At 42.3% G+C, this 19,805-nt stretch carries 21 protein-coding genes; 16 read left to right on the top strand and 5 right to left on the bottom strand.

The window, feature by feature from the left end; all coding sequences use genetic code 11:
- Positions 1–24 precede the first annotated feature (24 nt).
- Positions 25–435 carry a hypothetical protein gene (locus tag EBQ12_RS16830; protein WP_007497462.1) on the bottom strand — a complete coding sequence of 137 codons (411 nt, stop codon included), beginning with the start codon at positions 433–435 and terminating at the stop codon, positions 25–27.
- Positions 436–450: 15 nt separating this feature from the next.
- Entirely contained in the window at positions 451–1,770 is a 1,320-nt protein-coding gene (locus EBQ12_RS16825) for a phage hydrolase (protein WP_039169028.1), read from the bottom strand.
- Positions 1,771–2,064: 294 nt separating this feature from the next.
- Between EBQ12_RS16825 and EBQ12_RS16820 the strand changes: the two genes are divergently transcribed.
- The 10 genes from EBQ12_RS16820 (at position 2,065) to wrbA (ending at position 9,970) form a co-directional block, all read left to right on the top strand.
- A complete protein-coding gene (locus tag EBQ12_RS16820) occupies positions 2,065–2,271 on the top strand; it encodes a DUF951 domain-containing protein (protein ID WP_008347561.1) in 207 nt (68 codons plus the stop codon).
- Positions 2,272–2,486: 215 nt separating this feature from the next.
- Positions 2,487–3,587 (top strand): redox-regulated ATPase YchF, encoded by a 1,101-nt coding sequence (gene ychF, locus EBQ12_RS16815; protein WP_007497458.1) that lies wholly within the window; start codon positions 2,487–2,489, stop codon positions 3,585–3,587.
- A gap of 108 nt (positions 3,588–3,695) precedes the next feature.
- Positions 3,696–3,983 (top strand): 30S ribosomal protein S6, encoded by a 288-nt coding sequence (gene rpsF / locus EBQ12_RS16810; RefSeq protein WP_008347557.1) that lies wholly within the window; start codon positions 3,696–3,698, stop codon positions 3,981–3,983.
- A 36-nt stretch (positions 3,984–4,019) separates the two neighbouring features.
- Entirely contained in the window at positions 4,020–4,562 is a 543-nt protein-coding gene (gene ssbA, locus EBQ12_RS16805) for a single-stranded DNA-binding protein SsbA (protein ID WP_007497456.1), read from the top strand.
- Between the two features lie 41 nt (positions 4,563–4,603).
- Positions 4,604–4,843, top strand: coding sequence for a 30S ribosomal protein S18 (rpsR, locus tag EBQ12_RS16800; RefSeq protein ID WP_008347556.1), 240 nt, complete (start codon positions 4,604–4,606; stop codon positions 4,841–4,843).
- Positions 4,844–5,042: 199 nt separating this feature from the next.
- Complete coding sequence (locus tag EBQ12_RS16795; RefSeq protein WP_035704107.1) at positions 5,043–6,008, top strand: ABC transporter ATP-binding protein; 966 nt, start codon at positions 5,043–5,045, stop codon at positions 6,006–6,008.
- Entirely contained in the window at positions 6,001–7,518 is a 1,518-nt protein-coding gene (locus EBQ12_RS16790) for an ABC transporter permease/substrate-binding protein (protein ID WP_008347552.1), read from the top strand. Before EBQ12_RS16795 ends, EBQ12_RS16790 begins: the two co-directional genes overlap by 8 nt.
- A gap of 189 nt (positions 7,519–7,707) precedes the next feature.
- Positions 7,708–8,679: a ring-cleaving dioxygenase gene (locus EBQ12_RS16785; protein ID WP_206428039.1), complete on the top strand. Its 972-nt coding sequence runs from the start codon at positions 7,708–7,710 to the stop codon at positions 8,677–8,679.
- Positions 8,676–9,287 carry an alpha/beta hydrolase gene (locus tag EBQ12_RS16780; protein WP_024718443.1) on the top strand — a complete coding sequence of 204 codons (612 nt, stop codon included), beginning with the start codon at positions 8,676–8,678 and terminating at the stop codon, positions 9,285–9,287. Before EBQ12_RS16785 ends, EBQ12_RS16780 begins: the two co-directional genes overlap by 4 nt.
- Before the next feature lie 59 nt (positions 9,288–9,346).
- Positions 9,347–9,970, top strand: coding sequence for an NAD(P)H:quinone oxidoreductase (gene wrbA / locus EBQ12_RS16775; protein ID WP_045034926.1), 624 nt, complete (start codon positions 9,347–9,349; stop codon positions 9,968–9,970).
- A 48-nt stretch (positions 9,971–10,018) separates the two neighbouring features.
- Here wrbA and katX read toward each other — a convergent pair whose 3' ends face one another.
- Positions 10,019–11,518: a catalase KatX gene (gene katX / locus EBQ12_RS16770; RefSeq protein WP_235702137.1), complete on the bottom strand. Its 1,500-nt coding sequence runs from the start codon at positions 11,516–11,518 to the stop codon at positions 10,019–10,021.
- Positions 11,519–11,714: 196 nt separating this feature from the next.
- Between katX and EBQ12_RS16765 the strand changes: the two genes are divergently transcribed.
- The 3 genes from EBQ12_RS16765 to rsiV all read left to right on the top strand — a co-directional run bounded on the left by EBQ12_RS16765 (position 11,715) and on the right by rsiV (position 13,874).
- Complete coding sequence (locus EBQ12_RS16765; protein WP_125590800.1) at positions 11,715–12,371, top strand: hypothetical protein; 657 nt, start codon at positions 11,715–11,717, stop codon at positions 12,369–12,371.
- A 150-nt stretch (positions 12,372–12,521) separates the two neighbouring features.
- Positions 12,522–13,016: an RNA polymerase sigma factor gene (locus EBQ12_RS16760; protein ID WP_007497431.1), complete on the top strand. Its 495-nt coding sequence runs from the start codon at positions 12,522–12,524 to the stop codon at positions 13,014–13,016.
- Positions 13,017–13,874, top strand: coding sequence for an anti-sigma-V factor RsiV (gene rsiV, locus EBQ12_RS16755; protein ID WP_048001995.1), 858 nt, complete (start codon positions 13,017–13,019; stop codon positions 13,872–13,874).
- A gap of 44 nt (positions 13,875–13,918) precedes the next feature.
- On the opposite strand, the gene EBQ12_RS16750 is transcribed toward rsiV, so the two are convergent.
- The gene (locus tag EBQ12_RS16750) at positions 13,919–14,848 is read right to left on the bottom strand and encodes a manganese-dependent inorganic pyrophosphatase (protein WP_048001996.1); all 930 of its coding nucleotides are present in this window, start codon (positions 14,846–14,848) and stop codon (positions 13,919–13,921) included.
- Positions 14,849–15,151: 303 nt separating this feature from the next.
- Between EBQ12_RS16750 and EBQ12_RS16745 the strand changes: the two genes are divergently transcribed.
- The 3 genes from EBQ12_RS16745 to rplI are packed head-to-tail and all read left to right on the top strand — an operon-like array spanning position 15,152 to position 18,545.
- Positions 15,152–16,099 carry a YybS family protein gene (locus EBQ12_RS16745; protein ID WP_017368456.1) on the top strand — a complete coding sequence of 316 codons (948 nt, stop codon included), beginning with the start codon at positions 15,152–15,154 and terminating at the stop codon, positions 16,097–16,099.
- Between the two features lie 20 nt (positions 16,100–16,119).
- The gene (locus EBQ12_RS16740) at positions 16,120–18,099 is read left to right on the top strand and encodes a DHH family phosphoesterase (RefSeq protein WP_017359884.1); all 1,980 of its coding nucleotides are present in this window, start codon (positions 16,120–16,122) and stop codon (positions 18,097–18,099) included.
- Positions 18,096–18,545: a 50S ribosomal protein L9 gene (rplI, locus tag EBQ12_RS16735; RefSeq protein ID WP_007497423.1), complete on the top strand. Its 450-nt coding sequence runs from the start codon at positions 18,096–18,098 to the stop codon at positions 18,543–18,545. The genes EBQ12_RS16740 and rplI overlap by 4 nt, the downstream gene beginning before the upstream one ends.
- 40 nt (positions 18,546–18,585) lie before the next feature.
- On the opposite strand, the gene EBQ12_RS16730 is transcribed toward rplI, so the two are convergent.
- The gene (locus EBQ12_RS16730) at positions 18,586–19,800 is read right to left on the bottom strand and encodes a CynX/NimT family MFS transporter (protein ID WP_125590798.1); all 1,215 of its coding nucleotides are present in this window, start codon (positions 19,798–19,800) and stop codon (positions 18,586–18,588) included.
- Positions 19,801–19,805: the final 5 nt, after the last annotated feature.

Here is a 19,805-nt window from a genome sequence, read left to right as displayed (position 1 = left end):
CACCTCTCTTTCAAAGAGAAGTGCTTATTTTATCCGAATGGAATCAATCGCTTCCTTGATATCGTCATATACAGGCATGTGCTGGAGACGCTGCATGCGTTCCTCTATTTCTGAGATGGCTTGTCCCTTTAAATGCTGGGATACATGCTGTTTGACAATGGTTGTCTGGTTCATCATGTCTTCTGTTTTGGACAATTGGTACTCCAAGTGCATGCGTGTGTTTGCCAATTCATCGTGAAGCCGCATTTTCAGCAATCGCTTTAAATCTTTTCGTTGTCCTTCTCTGCGCATGGCCTGAATAGCGGCAATTTCTTCTGGTGATTGCGATTGTGTTTGTGGTGCAGATTGACTTTCGAATACAGACATGGAGCGGCGGGCACTCACATTTTGCAAGAAACGCTGGGCGTCACTAGGAGGTTTATTTTGATTGATCATATGGCGACTCCTTTCTTAACGAATACCCATTTGCATCGCAAGGCGTCTATCTGCCTTGGCATAGTCATCACCCATTGTGTACATATGTCTTGAAAGGGTGGAAAGTTCTTGTTCGTAGTCCCTCAAGGTGTACAAGGCATTCAGTTGTTTTTCATGAGAATAAAAGGATGATTGCGGCTGCTCCATCCTTACTTCCTCTAACAGTGCTTCTACATCGCTATGGGTTAATAAATCATAGTGACCAAAGCCGACAAGTCCTTTCAGTTCTTGTTTTACATGATGGACGGCATCTTTTACACTATCATCAATTCCATCTATTTTCTCAAATACAGTGTGTACTTCATGTTCAATAATACTTTGTAGATCATAAGATGAATTTTTTAGTAAATGGGATTTTATGATAATTTCAAGCCCGCTTTGTGCATATGCACGGCCTGAATGGATTTCTTGTAAAAGCATCGCTGTAAAACTTGTATTGTGATCAAGCTGTTCATCTAAAATACGAGCGGTTCCATTCGAATGGAATGAATATCCATTTACTTTGAACTCTCCTGAAACGAGAGCTAAAAATGCATTTGTATCAAATGATTCGTTCCATTCTATATTCATCGATGCAAAAGCTGATCTTAAAAAGGTGTCAATTTCTCTTGGTTTATATTTTATGGATTCTTGGACCGATCCCTGCTCCCGGGGCGGTACGGTGTACTTGACTTGTCCAACTCCATGATCATGGCGATTGAGTAAACCTACATAATGATTGGGTTGAATATATTCTGTGAGAACATGGGTGTATTTTCCTTCTACTGCTTTTTGCTGAATGGAAGGTGCCAGGCTGCTCCATATATTTGGGCTATCGAATGTGATGGCTTTTTTGACAGCTGGCTGTTCTGTTGCAATATAAGCACAAACAGCACCGGCAAGCGCTTGTCCAGTGAGATAGATGGTTGCATTCGGGTGCTTCTGACAGACGTCCTCGATGTATTCCTTCCCTTTAAAAAAGACATGATCTTGCTTTCCGGCTAAGGATTTTCTTTCAATGGGGTAGGCATAATCCGTTTTTAACAATGATTGGGTAGCCGTTTGAACATCTTGTGTCGATGTCACCGTCATTTGTTTTGGCAGAGGACAGTGAAACGCGACAATGAACTCATCTGACTGTTCCTGCTGCATCGTTAAACCATATAATTGATGATCTATTTTTAGAAAATCGTTGACAGTGAGCGTATGCTGACCTACTTCTATCGTATGGTTCTGCTGGTAATTCTCTGCGTTTCCAGCGTGATCGGATATGATTTTATAATCTTTGTCGGTTAATCTATCCTTTCGATTGACCATCGTACCTGCTCCCTCACATAACATTTATGCAGATATCATAAATCAAAAAATATGGAAAAACCACAGCGTTCTACCAATAAAAACCTTTTGACCTACAGTGTTTGTGACAATATTGAAAAAAAGCGGAGTTTAAGTAACTATTGGTCACAAATAAAATGATCTAAAAGAAGGGTTTTTTCTATAAAAAAGAACGGGATTGATACATGACAGCGGCTCTTTATTTTGTGCATTGCTCTCCATCGGCGTTTTTTTGTACAATAGATTTAATGAAGTGAGCAAGAGAGGTGAATGCTGATGGCAGACAAAGCATTTGGGTTACATGACGTCGTTGAAATGAAAAAACCCCATCCATGTGGTGCCAATCGGTGGAAAGTCATTCGTTTGGGCATGGATATTCGTATTAAATGCGAAGGGTGTGGGCACAGCGTGATGATCCCAAGAAGAGATTTTGAACGAAAAATGAAGAAAATTCTCGTCAAGCATGAGGAGCCAACTGCTTAAGTAGGCCTCATGCTTTTTTGATGAAATTTGTCTTTTGTTCAGAGAAACAGATGCAATTTCTTATTTTAAAGCTCCGATTTAGTCTTTTTGGTAATGTTTCTTCTATTGAAAATGCATGATGGTTAGCTTGTCTTTTCATGTAAACCTACTTATAATTGCTCTAGGTTCATATTACGCAGTATAACGAGCACGTTTCATATAGAGGAGATGAAAGAATGGCTTTAACAGCTGGTATTGTTGGCTTACCTAACGTCGGGAAGTCAACGCTATTTAATGCAATTACACAGGCTGGAGCGGAGTCTGCTAACTATCCGTTCTGTACCATTGATCCAAACGTCGGAATTGTAGAAGTTCCAGACGAGCGTTTGCAAAAACTAACAGAATTAGTGCAGCCGAAAAAGACAGTTCCGACTGCTTTCGAATTCACTGATATTGCTGGTATTGTGAAAGGTGCATCTAAAGGAGAAGGTTTAGGGAATAAATTCCTTTCTCACATTCGTCAAGTAGATGCGATCTGTCACGTGGTGAGAGCTTTTGCTGATGATAACATTACACATGTGTCAGGTAAGGTTGACCCAGTGTCAGATATTGAAACGATTAATTTAGAATTGATTTTGGCTGATCTAGAAACGGTTGAAAAGCGTTTAACTCGTGTGAGTAAGCTTGCGAAACAAAAAGATAAGGAAGCGGTAGCTGAATTTGATATTTTGGAAAAGCTGAAGGACGCATTTGAAGCTGGAAAATCTGCAAGATCGGTTGAATTTACAGATGAGCAGCAGAAGCTTGTGAAGCAACTTCATTTACTCACGTCAAAACCTATTCTGTATGTAGCAAATGTGAGTGAGGACGAAGTAGCAGATCAGGACGGAAACGAATATGTACAGCAAATTCGTGAGTTTGCATCTGGCGAAAACGCTGAAGTCATCGTCGTTTGTGCGAAGATTGAGTCTGAAATTGCAGAGCTTGAAGGAGAAGAGAAGCAAATGTTCCTTGAAGAGCTTGGCATTAAAGAATCAGGTCTAGATCAGCTGATTAAAGCGTCTTATTCACTTCTAGGTTTAGCTACGTATTTCACAGCAGGTGAGCAAGAAGTGCGCGCTTGGACATTTAAAAAAGGAATGAAGGCGCCGGAATGTGCTGGAATCATTCATACGGACTTCGAGCGTGGATTTATTCGTGCTGAAACGGTGGCTTATGAAGATTTACTAGCTGGCGGAAGTATGTCTGCTGCAAAAGAAGCAGGTAAAGTTCGTTTAGAAGGTAAAGAATATATAGTGAAAGATGGAGACGTCATTCATTTCCGTTTTAACGTATAGGTTCTTGTCATAGGCCAAGTAATTTGTTATAATATACAATTGTGAGTAATATAATTTATTGCTCCTTGCCCGTATAGGGCCGCTTAGACCAAAAGGAGGTGCAATCAGATGAGAAAGTACGAAGTTATGTACATCATCCGCCCAACAGTTGACGATGAGGCTAAAAAAGCAGTTATCGACCGTTTTAATAACGTGTTAACTTCTAACGGTGCGGAGATCACTGGAACAAAGGATTGGGGTAAACGTCGTCTTGCATACGAAATCAACGATTTCCGTGAAGGCTTCTACCAAATCGTAAACGTTCAATCTGACGCTGCAGCAGTTCAAGAATTTGACCGCTTAGCTAAGATCAGTGACGATATCATTCGCCACATTGTTGTTAAAGAAGAAGAGTAAATCATTGAAATATATATTTAAAGGTGGTCTTTCAATATGCTAAACCGTGTTGTATTGGTCGGAAGACTAACAAAAGACCCTGAGCTTCGCTACACGCCTAATGGTGCGGCTGTAGCCACGTTTACTCTAGCTGTGAATCGTACGTTTACGAATCAATCTGGAGAGCGTGAAGCCGATTTCATTAACTGTGTTACTTGGAGAAGACAAGCCGAGAACGTGGCTAATTTCTTGAAAAAAGGAAGTCTTGCCGGTGTAGACGGTCGCTTGCAGACAAGAAACTATGAAAACCAGCAAGGACAGCGTGTCTTCGTGACAGAAGTTCAAGCTGAAAGTGTTCAATTTCTTGAGCCTAAAAGCGGCGGTGCTGGTTCAGGTGGATACAGCGGCGGTGGCAATAGCGGAGGCCAGTATTATGGCGGCAGCCAAAATGATCAGAATCCATTTGGAAATGAACCAAGTCAAAATCCATATGGCAATCAAAACAACCAAAATCGTAATCAGGGAAATAGCTTCAATGATGACCCATTTGCGAATGATGGTAAACCGATTGACATCTCCGATGATGATTTGCCATTCTAATTGATCTGAAAAAAATGACCAAAGGAAAGGTGTGAAAACAAATGGCAGGTGGACGCAGAGGCGGTCGTGCGAAACGTCGTAAAGTATGTTTCTTTACTTCTAACGGAATCACGCACATCGATTACAAAGATGTTGATCTTCTTAGAAAGTTTGTTTCTGAGCGTGGTAAAATTTTACCTCGTCGTGTAACAGGAACTAGCGCTAAGTATCAACGTAAATTGACATTAGCGATTAAAAAATCACGTCAAATGGCATTACTTCCATACGTTACTGGTGAGTAAGTCGTTGACTTAAAAGCGAAGGGCCTTGAGCTCTTCGCTTTTTTTATTTGTCTCACTTTTATGAGAAAGTCGTTTCTGGCAGTCTAACTAGGGGAAGTATGTAAAAAGAGAGTTAACGTGACAGTTTGTTCTATACAAATACTAGGTTAATCTGTCATATTGGTATTTTAAAATATACTTGCAGTCAGGGCGTGGGAAGATGATTGAATTTAAGAATGTATCGATGCAATTTTCTGATGACCGCTATGCCGTTCAATCTGTTGATTTGGAGATTCAGAAAGGTGAATTTTTTGTATTGATTGGACCTAGTGGAAGCGGGAAAACGACGACTTTGAAAATGATTAATCGTCTCATCTCTTCTACAGAAGGTGAGATTTACATAAAGGGTCGAACCATCAGCGATTATGATATTTATGAGCTGCGCTGGGATATTGGTTATGTGCTTCAGCAAATAGCGTTGTTCCCTCATATGACCATAGAAGAGAATATTGCTGTAGTGCCAGAGCTGAAACAATGGAAGCGGACTGAGACGAATCAGCGTGTTGATGAGTTGATGTTCATGGTGGGGCTTGAGCCTTCTACCTATCGACATCGAAAGCCAGCAGAGCTTTCAGGAGGACAGCAGCAGCGAGTAGGCGTAGCACGGGCACTTGCTGCTGATCCTGAGATTGTCCTAATGGATGAACCTTTTAGTGCGTTAGATCCACTGACGAGAGAGAAATTACAAGATGATCTGCTTGAGTTACAGCGCCGTATTCAAAAGACTATCGTTTTTGTGACACATGATATGCAGGAAGCCATGAAGCTTGGAGATCGAATATGTGTGATGAATGAAGGAAAAGTGGTGCAGGTTGGACGCCCAGAGGAATTGATTCAGCATCCAGTTAATCCATTTGTGCGGGAGTTTGTTTCAGGAGCTGCCCGTCATGTAGACCATCAAGCATTTGAGCTGACAACTATTTATCAGCCCATGCCTCAAGATGATCTGTTAGGCGATGAGGCGGTCTCCATCCATGCGACGCTGGAAGAGGTTCTATCTCGACTGGCAGAGCATGAAGAGCTTGTTGTTGAAAAGGATGGGGAACGGATCGGGCTCATCACTCGTCAAGCGGTGATTCAGTATTTAGCCGGTACTTCTGCTGAGAGGGGCGAGACACATGAATGAATGGACCAGTGTGCTATGGGCTCGAAAAGATCAGCTCGGACACGCCTTACTTGAGCATATTCAAATTTCCTTCATTGCGTTATTTCTAGCGATTTTGATTGCCATTCCATTAGGGATTTATTTAACGAGAGTCCCTAAGATAGCAGAGTGGATCATTGGGGTGACGGCTGTCTTGCAGACAATTCCGTCTTTGGCGCTGCTTGGACTGCTGATTCCTCTCGTTGGGATTGGTCAAGTGCCCGCAATTATCGCTCTTGTCGTCTATGCTCTTCTTCCTATTTTAAGGAACACATATACAGGCATTCGTGAGGTCGATCCGTCGCTGCGGGAAGCGGCGCTCGCTATGGGAATGAATCACCGCAAACGCTTATTAAAAGTAGAACTCCCTCTTGCTATGCCTGTGATCATGGCAGGTATCCGAACAGGGATGGTTCTTATTGTAGGGACAGCCACTCTTGCAGCTCTTATTGGGGCAGGTGGATTAGGGAGTCTGATTCTGCTTGGAATTGATCGGAATGATATGTCCTTGATCATCATTGGTGCTATTCCAGCTGCATTACTTGCGCTCTTATTTGATGTGGTTTTGCGGACACTTGAGAAAATCTCCTTTAAAAAAACCGTGATCTCTGTGACGGTCTTTGCTGTAATAGCAGGAGCAGTTGTCGCTGCCCCATTGCTGTTTCAACAAGAAAAAAAAGAGATCACCATTGGAGGGAAGCTGGGGTCAGAGCCTGAAATTTTGATCTCCATGTATAAGCTTTTAATTGAGCAGGATACAGATATCCAAGTCAATCTTAAGCCTGGTCTTGGTAAGACGTCCTTTGTTTTTCAAGCACTGCGGTCTGGTGATATTGACATCTATCCTGAATTTACAGGGACAGCGATTTCTGAATTTCTGAAAGAAACAGCGAAAAGCACGGATAAGGAAAAAGTGTATGAGCAAGCGCGCCAAGGTTTGGCGTCATCCTTTCAGCTTCAGCTTCTTCAGCCGATGGCTTATAACAATACATATGCTTTAGCCGTGCCTCAATCACTAGCGGATCAATATGATTTATCAAAGATTTCAGATCTGGGTCAAATCAAGAATCGTATACGTGCTGGCTTTACTTTAGAGTTTTCTGATCGTCAGGATGGATATTTAGGCATTCAAAAAGCTTATCAGTTTTCTTTCGACGATGTGGTCACGATGGAACCGAAACTTCGATATCGAGCCATTCAAAAAGGGAATATTCAGTTGGTCGATGCGTATTCGACAGACAGTGAATTGAGACAATACAAGTTGAAGGTGCTTGATGATGACAAGCATGTTTTCCCGCCCTATCAAGGAGCGCCCTTGCTAAGACAGGAGACATTAAAAGAGTATCCTGAGATTGAGGCCTCTCTCAACAAGCTCGCTGGTCAAATCACAGATGATGAGATGAGAGAAATGAATTACGAAGTCAATGTGAAGGGGAAAGATGCATTTCAAGTAGCCGAAGCCTATTTGAAAAAGAAAAAATTGCTTCAATAATCAAGGGAAAGCAGGTCTGCTATAACAAAGCGGCCTGCTTTTGAAAAGAAAAAAACAAAAATCATTGACATCTATTTCAAAAAATAATATCCTTAATTCGAGATAAATATATTTTTTGGTCATATATCTCGAATTCGAGATAATATAAAAGCGTCAGTCAAGACATAATGAGTAGGGACATGTTACGTCATGAAGAGGAGGTCATTAGAAGTGAAGAAAACAGAAGGAATTCACCATATCACAGCAATTGTTGGTCATCCTCAGGAGAACGTTGATTTTTATGCAGGTGTTTTAGGTCTGCGTCTCGTGAAAAAGACCGTCAATTTTGATGATCCAGGCACATATCATTTATATTTTGGAAATGAAGGAGGTTCTCCAGGTACCATAATTACGTTTTTTCCTTGGCCAGGTGCACAAAAGGGACAAATTGGAGCAGGTCAAGTAGGTGTGACAACATATGTCGTACCAACCGGTGCTTTCTCTTTTTGGAAGGAACGCCTTGAGCAGTTTGACGTTTCTTATGAAATGATTGAACGCTTTGGTGAGGCCTTTCTCTCATTTGAAGATCCGCACGGTTTATTGATAGAACTTGTAGAACGTGAAGAAGCAAAACAGAATGACTGGACATTTAATGGAGTGACACCAGAAGTAGCGATTAAAGGGTTTGGCGGAGCTGTTTTATTAACTTCACAGCCTGAGCAAACGATGCAGTTGCTAGAGCAAACGATGGGACTTGAAAAAGTCGGCACGGAAGGAGATTATGTGAGATTCCGTTCGTTTGGAGAAATCGGCAATGTCATTGATGTGAACAAGACACCTGTTGCACGAGGACGTATGGGCGTGGGTGTTGTACATCATATTGCGTGGAGAGCAACAGATGATCAGGATCAATTAGATTGGCAAAGACATGTTGCGCAAAGCGGATATCAAGTGACGCCTGTGCAAGATCGAAATTATTTCAATGCCATTTATTTTAGAGAGCTTGGCGGCATATTATTTGAGATTGCGACCGATCCTCCAGGGTTTGCACACGATGAATCTGTGGAAACGATGGGTGAAGCGTTGAAACTGCCGCCGCAATATGAGGCGCAGCGTAGTCAAATTGAACAAATCGTGCTGCCGATTGAGGTAAGAGAAATCAAAGGGAAAGGAGATTCATGATGAAGCATCTTTTTCAAAAAGGAAAGAATGAACAAAAACCTGTCCTTCTCATGCTGCATGGAACTGGCGGGACAGAGCAAGACTTATTGCCGCTTGCAGAAGTGGTAGACCCTGAAGCATCTGTTCTTAGTGTGAGAGGAAATGTATCAGAAAACGGCATGCCGCGTTTTTTCAGGCGTTTGGCAGAGGGTGTTTTTGATGAGCAAGATTTAATTGAGCGTACAGAGGAATTATATACATTTATCGGGGAAGCAGCAGATAAGTATGGATTTGATCGTCACAATGTGGTAGCCATCGGCTATTCAAACGGGGCGAATATTGCTGGAAGTCTGTTATTCCATTACGGAGATGCGCTGAAAGGAGCGATCCTGCATCATCCAATGGTCCCAAGACGAGGGGTTTCATTACCTTCATTAGCGGGGAAACAAGTCTTTATAGCAGCTGGTGAAAATGATCCAATGTGCCGTCCTGAGGAATCTCAGGAACTGGAGCAACTGCTTCAGGAGGCGGGAGCATCCGTAACGCTTCATTGGGAAAATCGTGGACATCAGCTAACGAGAGAAGAAGTCGATGCTGCGGCATTGTGGTATCGTCGTCAATTTAAATAAGGTGGGGAATACAGGTGGGATTTTTACAGAAGCTTTTTGGGCAAACCAAACAAAAGGAGATGGAACAAGTGGAAAACGTAAAACTAGCGATTATTTATTATAGTTCAACAGGTACAAACTATCAGATGGCGAAATGGGCGGAGGCTGGAGCGAAAGAAGCTGGTGCTGAAGTCAAAATTTTAAAGGTTCCTGAATTGGCACCAGAAGCAGTTGTTGCATCAAATCCAGCATGGAAAGCACATTTAGATGAAACAAAAGATGTCCCTGAGGTTCAGTTAAGTGACTTAGAGTGGGCAGATGCCATTATTTTCAGCATGCCGACACGTTTCGGTAACTTACCGGCTCAAATGAAACAATTCTTAGACACAACAGGCGGTTTATGGTTCCAAGGGAAACTAGCAAACAAAGCAGTGAGTGCGATGACATCTGCACAAAACCCAAATGGCGGACAGGAGCAGACGGTTCTGAGCCTGTATACAACGATGTTCCACTGGGGAGCCATTATTGCCGCTCCTGGCTACACGGATGATTCCCTATACGGCGCAGGGGGTAACCCTTATGGTGTGAGTGTGACTGTTGACCAAAATGGAAAGATCCAAGAGGATGCAGAAGCAGCCGCAAAACATCAGGCGAAACGTACAGTGAATGTAGCAGAATGGATCAAAAAAGGTCAAAACGCTTAATAGATGTATACAAAAAGAATGCAGCCACTCCGCTGCATTCTTTTTTCATTAATAAGGATCTGAAGGGGTGCTGTTGTTGATCGCATCGTTGACAGCCTGTGCCGCGCCTGTTGATCCAATTGGTCCGCTTGGCTCCTCTTGTTTGAAGGCTTTTAAGCCATCGGCCACACGTTTTCCGTAGTCAGGATCAGCTTTTGTAAAGTTTTCGATCATTTGGTCTTGGATGTCTTTTTGGCAGGTAGCTAAGGTGTTGACTAAGTTTTTAATCAGTTCCTCACGTTCCCAATCATTGAAGCGACGATAGGTTTCTCCGGCTTGTCCGAAATTGTTCGGGCGGTCAATGGCTTCTCGTTTGACTTCACCCTCTACAAAAGGCGTATGATCCTTTCCATCTTGCTGTGCTTCTTTTAATCCCCCGAGAATGGACGGTTCATAATTCACATGGGGGTTTTGTCCTTTTCCTTGATCTACATGATATTCCATTTGCCCATCTCGCTGATTGGTGGCAACATGCTTTTTCGGTGCATTGATCGGCAGCTGTAAATAATTTGGCCCGACTCGATATCGCTGCGTATCAGAGTAAGAGAAGGTACGCCCTTGCAGCAATTTATCATCTGAGAAATCTAATCCGTCTACAAGAACCCCCGTCCCAAAGGCAACCTGTTCCACTTCTGCAAAATAATTTTCTGGATTTTTGTTTAGCACCATTCGTCCGATCGGTTTCCATGGATAGTCATCCTTGTACCAGAGCTTTGTCGGATCGAGTGGATCAAAGTCTAGACGGGGGTGGGTGTCATCTTCCATGATTTGCGCGTATACTTCCCATTCAGGATGATTCCCTTGTTCAATGGCTTCATATAAATCCTGTGTGGCATGATTAAAGTTTTCCCCTTGAATGGCTTGGGCTTGTTCTTGTGTCAGGTTGCGAATTCCTTGCTTTGGTTCAAAGTGATATTTGACCAACACTGCTTTTCCTTCATGATTCACCCATTTATAGGCATGGACGCCAGAGCCTTGCATGTGCCGGTATGTGGCAGGAATGCCCCATGGCGAGAAGAGAAATGTCACCATATGTGTTGCTTCAGGTGATTGTGAAACGAAATCAAAAATGCGCTCACCATCCTGACGATTGGTGACAGGGTCAGGCTTAAAGGCATGAACCAAATCAGGGAATTTCAAAGCATCTCGAATAAAGAAAATCTTGAGGTTGTTCCCAACGAGATCCCAGTTGCCGTCTTCTGTATAAAATTTGATCGCAAATCCCCGCGGATCGCGTAAAGTTTCTGGTGAATGTCCGCCGTGAATAACAGAAGAGAATCGAACGAAGACAGGGGTCTTTTTTCCTTTCTCCTGAAATAATTTGGCTCTTGTATAAGTGGAAATGGGTTCGTCACCGAATGTACCGTAGGCTTCAAAGTATCCGTGTGCGCCGGCACCTCGTGCGTGAACGACACGTTCAGGGATGCGTTCACGATCAAAATGACTGATTTTCTCTAGGAAATCGTAGTTTTCAAGCGTAGTCGGCCCTCTATTCCCAACGGTTCTCATGTTTTGATTATCTGTTACCGGGTGACCTTGGCGATTCGTCAAGGTTTCTTCTGACTCTGAAGATGATGTAGGCTGTTGATCTTCTTTCAAGGTAGAATCCCTCCTTCAATATCTCCCTAACAATATGGTCATGTTGCTCCCTATTTCATACAAGGATTGATATAATGAGTGAAAACTTTTATGAGGAGCGGACTTAATGATTCGATTACACTGCCTTCACGCACATCCATCTAATATTTCTTACATTGACGACGCTTTCTATGACACAGGATTTGATCTGCATCACATCGTCGATTCATCCTTTATGGAACGAGCCAAACAAGATCCTGCATTTGATCTTGAGCAGCAGCAAACCTATGCGATCAACAGACTCATGCAAGAAGCAGAGGCTGATCTTGTTTTATTAACGTGTACACAATACATTGCGGCTTTGGGGGAGCAGCAGCACCTGTTCAAACAACCAATTGTTCCGATAGATGAGCCGTTATTTGAGCAGATTTGTGAGCGAGAGGGTCCGCTTCAGCTGGTGTTTTCAAACCCAGATACAGTAGAAGGAACGATGAAGCGACTGTCTTCATATGTAAAAGAGCGGGGAAAGCAGTTAAAGGCAGAAGTGGTTGTGCTAGAGGATGTCTTTCATCTTTGCTTGAACGGTGATATACAAGCCTACCATGAGCGAATTATGGAACAGTTAAGGCGATCTGTGAAGCAGCATGGAGATATATGTGTGATGCAGCTCTCGATGGTTCACGCTGCAAAGCAGGTGGAGCAGGAAACAGGAGTGTCCATCATTCATCCGCTATCACCACTCAAACCATTTGTTTATCAAAAAATAACTACTCTAAAAGAGTGAACCCGCCACAGGTTCGCTCTTTTTGTATAGAAACGTAAATGGGATGACATGTTAAAAAATAATGGAGCGCAAACTATTTTTAACAGGTGCGCGTCTATCCAATGTAAGAAATAACAGATGCGCATTTAAGATAAAGGAGCTCTTTGTAAAATGAAGAAACGAAAGATTGATGATCAATTTGCGGATTACGTAATGGAGCATAAACACAGTTTTTATCGATTGTCCTATAGCTATGTCAAAAACCCAGAAGATGCGATGGATGTCGTTCAAGAGGCGATTCATAAAGCACTCAAATCTGTTCACCGATTAGAGGATGCGACCAAGATGCATAGCTGGTTTTATAAAATCGTCGTAAACGCTGCCCTCGACTTTTTACGAAAGAAGAAGCGTGTGCAAGTGACAGACGATGATACGCTGGAATTTTTATCACAGGGTGAATCGGATGTCTATGAGGATCAAGATGTCAGGCGGGCAATAGAAGATTTGCCGGAGATGTATCGGGTCATCATTATATTAAGATTCTTTGAGGATTTAAAGCTAGAGGACATCGCTCATATTCTTGGAGAAAATGAAAACACCATTAAAACAAGATTATATAAGGCGTTGCGGCTTTTAAAAGTAGAATTATCGCAGGAGGAAATATAAATGGATAAGCATTTGGAACAGTTAAAAGAAGAATATCTAGAAATCCCTATTCCCCCGGAATACGATGCTATGGTTGAACGGACATTAAAACGAAAAAACAAGAAACCTCATTTTCAGAAATGGACGATCGGACTTGTTGCTGCGGCTGCTTTATTTGTCACCACTGTAAATGTCAGTCCGCAGGCAGCAAGAGCGATTTCAGAAGTACCTGTCATTGGAGAGCTGGTGAAAGTCGTGACGTTCACAGAATTTAAAAAGAGCGATCAGGGAACAAATATTGATCTCAAAACACCACACGTTTCAGGGCTTGGGGACGGAAAATTACAAGACAGCCTGAATCAAAAATATTTAGCTGAGAACAAAAAGCTGTATCAAGATTTTGAAAAGGAAACAAAGGGTTATAAAAATGGTCATTTGAGTGTAGAGAGCGGATATGAAGTAAGAACAAATAATGATCAAATTCTTTCACTAGGTCGATACAAGGTGACGACTCAGGCTTCTGCGGCAGAGGAAATGACATATGATACGGTGGATAAGAAAAACCATGTACTCATTACATTACCAAGTCTGTTTAAAGATGACCGTTATATTGATGTGATTAGTGAAAATATTAAAGAACAAATGAAGAAACAGATGAAAGAGGATTCAAATAAGATTTACTGGATGACGAAGCAAGATACGGTTGATCCGTTTAAGAAGATTCAGCCAGATCAAAGTTTCTATATCAATTCAAAAGGCAAACTGGTGATTTCCTTCAACGAATATGATGTGGCGCCTGGTTACATGGGTGTAGTTGAATTCACGATTCCAACAAGCGTGCTAAAGGATGTTCTTGTCAGCGATATGTACATTCATTAAAAGAAGAAAAAAGACTGCTGAAGATGTCAGCAGTCTTTTTATGTTTATGAAGAAAGTGCGTCTGTTAGTGCAGGCACGACTTGTTTCTTTCTTGATACAACACCTTTGAGTAAAGCAGTGTTGTTTTCAAGTGTGACATTAAATGCTTTTTCTACTTTTGCTGCTTCAGCACCAAGGGCAAGCGCAAGAGAATCATTTTCTAGAATGTCTGTGATCACTAAAACAAATAGATCAAGACCTTTCGCTGCGATAACTTCATTGATTTTTGCTTCGATGTCAGCTTGTCTTGCTGTTACTTCAGCAATATCAACTGTATTAACTTGTGCAATTTCGACTTTGCTGTTACCTAGTGCAAATTCTTTTGCATCCAGTGTGATTAATTCTTGAACTGTTTTTTGGCTTAGGTCAGCTCCTGCTTTCAGCATATCTAAACCATATACGTCAGGGTCTACTCCTGCGATTTTTGCCAGCTCATGCGCAGCATCAACATCCTGCTGTGTGCATGTTGGGGATTTGAATAGCAAGGAATCAGAAATGATCGCAGACAAAAGCAAACCAGCGATTTCTTTTTCAATTGTGACTTGGTGCTCTTTGTACATTTTGTTTAAGATCGTTGCTGTGCAGCCAACTGGCTCAGCACGATAGTAAAGAGGTTCACTTGTTTCAAAGTTGGCAATACGGTGATGGTCAATGACCTCTGTCACTTGTACTTGATCAATATCGCTTACACTTTGTTGGAATTCGTTATGATCGACAAGAATGACTTGTTTTGTTTCGTTTGCAGCCGTTTCAATGAAACGAGGTGCTTCTTGTTTAAAGAAATCTAATGCGTATTGTGTTTCTCCATTGATTTCTCCAAGTCTGACAGCTTCTGCTTGAACGCCAATTTTGTTTTTCAGATCAGCGTAAGCGATAGCAGAGCAAATCGTGTCTGTGTCAGGGTTTTTGTGTCCGAATACGAGTGTTTTTCCCATGTGAATTCTCCTTCTTACTTTTATTGATGATGTTTCTATTCTAACAGCTTTTGACCTTGAATTCAGGGTTTATAGCTAAGAATAATCTAAAAAATTGTAACATGCTGTCTGAAAAGTTGCATGTACAAGACGATCTAAGTTGTTCCACGTGAAACGCTCTTGGGATAGCCTGCATTTTACTTGCGATTTGCGGCTATGGTAAAATAAAGGTTGGGTCAAGATATGACGGAGCGTACATCGTACGTATACATAGAAGTACACATTGAGCAAGATATAGAAAAATGATTGGATTGAGGTGAAGGTGTGAAACAAACAAAAGCGTTAGTAGAAGGCGCTATCATGATCAGTATTTTTGCGGTAATGACGCTGTTTTATTTGTATGTGCCACTTTTATCCATTATTTTCTTCATGGCTGCTCCGATTCCGATCATTCTCTATACAATCAGGCATGGCTTGAAAAAAGGAATTGCGGCTGGCGCTATTGGCATAGTGATCAGCTTTTTAATTGGGTCTATTAATGGGCTGTTAAGTGCGCCAATGCTGATTGCTGTTGGAATAGGTATGGGTGTTTTCTACAGCAGGAGGCAGCCAGGTCAGGCTATCATTACGGGTGCGCTGATCTATTTATTCAGTTTTCTCATTTACTTTGTTGTCAGTGTCCAGCTGTTTCAAGTAGATATACTGGGTGTCGCAAAGGAATCAATTGACCAAATCATGCCGATGGTAGAGAGTACCTTAAAACAATCTGGCGCTTCTGACCAGGACATAGCAAAACAACTCAAGCAGTTTAGAGAGATGCAGGATACGGCATTAAATTCTTTACCTGTAGCGCTTTTGATTTTTGTCACGCTGATGTCTTTCGTCAATCATTGGTTTGTGCGGCCGTTGATCAAACGGTTTGTTCCAGACATGCCAGCTCTTAAGAAATTTAAGGATATGCGACTGCCAAAAAGCATGGTATGGTATTATTTACTCACACTGCTTTTGATGCTGATTCAGCCGGAGAAAGGCAGCTTTTTATCGCTCGTGCAAACGAGTGCTTTTCAAATTTTATTTATACTGGTGCTTATTCAGGGCTTTTCTTTTATCTTCTATTATTGCCACGAAAAAAACATCTCAAAAGTGGTACCCATTTTTGCCGTCGTATTGACGATTCTCTTTCCGCCAATCGGTGTGATTGTGCGTATTATAGGGATTGCTGACATAGGCTTTGATTTAAGAGAAAAAGTAAAAACAAATAATTCACTCTGAATGTTGAGGAGTTGATATCAGTGCCAAGCTTCTATCGAAAACCTGTCATCAAGTATCCGATCTTCGCGTTAATTGTCCTTGCGGTGATCACAGTCCTCCTCAACCTTTATTTTAATTGGATCATAGGAGCGGTTGGTCTTTTAGTCCTTGCGGGTGTGCTCTACTTTTTAAAGTGGGCAGATACGCAGGTACAAAAAGAGATTGATTCATATATTTCAACATTATCCTATCGAGTCAAAAAGGTTGGAGAAGAAGCATTAATGGAGATGCCAATTGGTATTATGCTGTTTAATGACCAGTATTATATCGAATGGACCAATCCATTTCTCGCTTCGTGCTTCCATGAAAGCACACTTGTCGGCAGATCCTTGTATGATACATTTGAATCCATTGTGCCTCTTATTAAACAAGAGGTTGAGACAGAAAATGTGACGCTGAATGACCGGAAATTCAAAGTCATTATTAAACGGTCAGAGCGCCTTTTATATTTCTTTGATGTCACGGAACAAGTGCAGATTGAAAGACAGTATGAAAATGAACGAACGGTGTTATCTTATATCTTTTTAGACAATTATGATGATGTCACACAAGGTCTCGATGATCAGGTGCGCAGCGCGATAAATAGTGAAGTCACATCGCTGTTAAACAATTGGGCACAAGAATACGGCATTTTCCTAAAAAGAATTTCATCTGAACGATTTATGGCGGTATTAAACGAGAGCATCTTAGCAGAGCTTGAAGCGTCGAAGTTCTCTATTTTAGACGAAGTTCGTGAGAAAACAGGGGCACATAGCGCCACGCTTACCCTTAGTATTGGAATCGGTGCGTCTGTTCCTTCTTTAAAAGAACTTGGTGCACTTGCACAGTCGAGTCTTGATCTTGCCCTTGGACGAGGCGGGGATCAGGTAGCGATTAAACAGCCGAATGGGAAAGTGAAATTCTACGGTGGAAAAACCAATCCAATGGAAAAACGGACACGAGTACGCGCACGGGTCATTTCACATGCTTTAAAAGAAATTGTATCTGAAAGCGGTAATGTCATGATCATGGGGCATAAGTTCCCCGACATGGACTCTATCGGTGCCTCGATCGGGATTTTAAAGGTTGCTCAGGCGAATGGAAAAGAAGGTTACATCGTCATTGATGCCAACCAGATTGGGGACAGCGTTCAACGCTTAATTAGTGAAATTAAGAATTATGAAGAACTTTGGTCCCGTTTTATCACGCCTGAGGAAGCGATGGAGCTTGCAAAGGATGACACATTGCTTGTGGTCGTAGATACACATAAACCGTCCCTTGTGATGGAAGAACGACTGCTAAATAAGATTGAAAACGTCGTTGTCATTGACCACCATAGACGTGGTGAGGAATTTATTCGTGATCCTTTACTTGTCTATATGGAGCCGTATGCTTCATCTACAGCAGAACTTGTGACAGAGCTGTTAGAGTATCAGCCGAAGAAATTGCGGATTAACATGATTGAGGCCACAGCACTTCTTGCTGGGATCATCGTGGATACGAAGAGTTTCTCCCTCAGAACGGGGTCAAGAACGTTTGATGCAGCATCCTACCTTCGTGCAAAAGGGGCAGATCCTGTCCTTGTGCAAAAGTTTTTGAAAGAGACAGTCGATCATTACATCAAACGGGCAAAGCTCATTCAGCATACAGAGCTGTATCAAAATCAGGTAGCGATTGCTTCCTTGCCGTCTGACAGATCTGAGTATTATGATCAAATTACGATCGCACAGACGGCTGATTCTCTCTTGTCGATGAGTGAGGTTGAAGCATCATTTGCTGTCGCAAGGCGAGATGACGATACGGTTTGTATTAGTGCAAGATCGTTAGGGGATATCAACGTTCAAATTATTATGGAAGCATTAGATGGTGGCGGTCATTTAACTAACGCTGCGACCCAGATTTATGGTATAACCATTGAAGAAGCGGTAGAGAAGTTAAAAGCTGCCATAGACGAATATTTCGAAGGAGGGGTTCAAAGATGAAAGTCATCTTTCTAAAAGACGTAAAAGGCAAAGGGAAAAAAGGCGAAGTCAAAAATGTAGCTGACGGATACGCTCACAACTTTCTCATCAAACAAGGGTTAGCTGTTGAAGCAACTCCAACGAACCTAAGTGCATTGGAAGGGCAGAAAAACAAAGAGAAAAAGAATGCCATCCAAGAGCTTGAGCAAGCGAAACAATTAAAAGAAACACTTGAGGCGCTGACAGTGGAACTCACTGCTAAATCAGGTGAAGGCGGTCGTCTATTTGGTTCGATTACAAGCAAACAGATCGCTGATAAATTGCAAAAAGAACATCAAATCAAACTCGATAAGCGTAAAATCGAGTTGAATGATGCCATTCGTGCGTTAGGATACACAAATGTACCGGTGAAGCTTCACCCAGAAGTACAAGCAACATTAAAGGTGCACGTCACAGAACAAGCATAAACAGAAAAGAACCCGTCTCCTCGTGAGGCGGGTTCTTTGTTTATGATGGATCTGAAATATAGATGCTTCGTCCAGCACGCATACCGGATATAAACATAAAAAATAGGACGATGATAAATATGATAATGGCTGGCGTCCATGTATGTGTCACATCAAAAAGGATACCGATCATGAATGGACCAACAGCGGCTAATAAATAACCGAGTGACTGCGCCATTCCAGAGAGGGCAGCTGCTTGTTCCATATTGGTTGTTCTTAATCCAATAAATGTGAGGGCAAGACTGATACTGGCCCCTTGTCCGACGCCGATGAATAGCACAGAGATAACAAGAATAGGTGTCGACCCTCCGAGAAGGAGACCAATCATGCCGAGTAAATACACAAGGACAAGGCCGACGACAAGCGGTCTTTGCGTTTTTAATTTTTCTGCAAAAACGGGCGTTAAGAAGGTGGATGGCAGACCAGTAAACTGCATAATAGAGAGCATCCATCCCGCTGTCGCTAGGTTCATGCCATGTGATGTCAAAATATCAGGAAACCATGCGATACTGCTGTAGAAAAGGAATGATTGCAAGCCCATAAAAAAGGTCACCTGCCATGCGACACGTGAACGCCATATTGGCTGCTCTTTGAGTGAAATGCTTTTGACAGCCGCTGTGTTCTGATGAAGAAGCTGCGGCGCCCACACCATCATCGCAAGAAGGGCAAGTCCGGCCCAGACAAGGAATGATGTATTCCAGCCGCCAGGCATCGCATGACTGAGCGGAACACTGACACCAGATGCAAGTGCAGCAAAAACGGACATCGATGTCGTATACACGCTTGTCATTAATCCAGCATGTGCAGGGAATTTATGTTTCACAAGTCCAGGTAAAAGCACATTACAAATCGCAATCCCGACGCCGACTAGCGCCGTTCCCATCATTAAAAAGGTGATGCTACCCAATGAACGAATGACAATCCCAAAGAGCAGGACAGCAAGCCCAAGCCAAAGTGTTCGTTCATTCCCAAGACGTTTTCCGATTTTAGGTGCAATGGGAGATAGCAATGCGAATGAGAGCAGTGGTAATGTCGTGAGGAAACCAGCCAGTCCATTTGAAAGCTGTAAATCAGAACGAATGGCACCGATCACAGGACCAACAGACGTAATGGCTGGCCTCAGGTTAAAGGCAATGAGTAAAATCCCAGCAATCAGCAAAATGGTTTGCCCTGTACTGCGAGGATGAAATGTTGATTTTTCTAGTTGTTGTTCCATGAATG

The organism is Bacillus sp. 2B09, assembly GCF_003946835.1.
In the GTDB taxonomy this organism is placed as follows: domain Bacteria; phylum Bacillota; class Bacilli; order Bacillales; family Bacillaceae; genus Bacillus; species Bacillus altitudinis.
This window is presented reverse-complemented; position numbering and strand designations above follow the sequence as displayed.

Bases quoted from the DNA above. Each gene is read 5' to 3' on its own strand.
- EBQ12_RS16830 (WP_007497462.1), bottom strand. From the start codon at position 435: ATGATCAATCAAAATAAACCTCCTAGTGACGCCCAGCGTTTCTTGCAA.
- EBQ12_RS16825 (WP_039169028.1), bottom strand. From the start codon at position 1,770: ATGGTCAATCGAAAGGATAGATTAACCGACAAAGATTATAAAATCATA.
- EBQ12_RS16820 (WP_008347561.1), top strand. From the start codon at position 2,065: ATGGCAGACAAAGCATTTGGGTTACATGACGTCGTTGAAATGAAAAAA.
- ychF (WP_007497458.1), top strand. From the start codon at position 2,487: ATGGCTTTAACAGCTGGTATTGTTGGCTTACCTAACGTCGGGAAGTCA.
- rpsF (WP_008347557.1), top strand. From the start codon at position 3,696: ATGAGAAAGTACGAAGTTATGTACATCATCCGCCCAACAGTTGACGAT.
- ssbA (WP_007497456.1), top strand. From the start codon at position 4,020: ATGCTAAACCGTGTTGTATTGGTCGGAAGACTAACAAAAGACCCTGAG.
- rpsR (WP_008347556.1), top strand. From the start codon at position 4,604: ATGGCAGGTGGACGCAGAGGCGGTCGTGCGAAACGTCGTAAAGTATGT.
- EBQ12_RS16795 (WP_035704107.1), top strand. From the start codon at position 5,043: ATGATTGAATTTAAGAATGTATCGATGCAATTTTCTGATGACCGCTAT.
- EBQ12_RS16790 (WP_008347552.1), top strand. From the start codon at position 6,001: ATGAATGAATGGACCAGTGTGCTATGGGCTCGAAAAGATCAGCTCGGA.
- EBQ12_RS16785 (WP_206428039.1), top strand. From the start codon at position 7,708: ATGAAGAGGAGGTCATTAGAAGTGAAGAAAACAGAAGGAATTCACCAT.
- EBQ12_RS16780 (WP_024718443.1), top strand. From the start codon at position 8,676: ATGATGAAGCATCTTTTTCAAAAAGGAAAGAATGAACAAAAACCTGTC.
- wrbA (WP_045034926.1), top strand. From the start codon at position 9,347: ATGGAACAAGTGGAAAACGTAAAACTAGCGATTATTTATTATAGTTCA.
- katX (WP_235702137.1), bottom strand. From the start codon at position 11,518: ATGAGAACCGTTGGGAATAGAGGGCCGACTACGCTTGAAAACTACGAT.
- EBQ12_RS16765 (WP_125590800.1), top strand. From the start codon at position 11,715: ATGATTCGATTACACTGCCTTCACGCACATCCATCTAATATTTCTTAC.
- EBQ12_RS16760 (WP_007497431.1), top strand. From the start codon at position 12,522: ATGAAGAAACGAAAGATTGATGATCAATTTGCGGATTACGTAATGGAG.
- rsiV (WP_048001995.1), top strand. From the start codon at position 13,017: ATGGATAAGCATTTGGAACAGTTAAAAGAAGAATATCTAGAAATCCCT.
- EBQ12_RS16750 (WP_048001996.1), bottom strand. From the start codon at position 14,848: ATGGGAAAAACACTCGTATTCGGACACAAAAACCCTGACACAGACACG.
- rplI (WP_007497423.1), top strand. From the start codon at position 18,096: ATGAAAGTCATCTTTCTAAAAGACGTAAAAGGCAAAGGGAAAAAAGGC.
- EBQ12_RS16730 (WP_125590798.1), bottom strand. From the start codon at position 19,800: ATGGAACAACAACTAGAAAAATCAACATTTCATCCTCGCAGTACAGGG.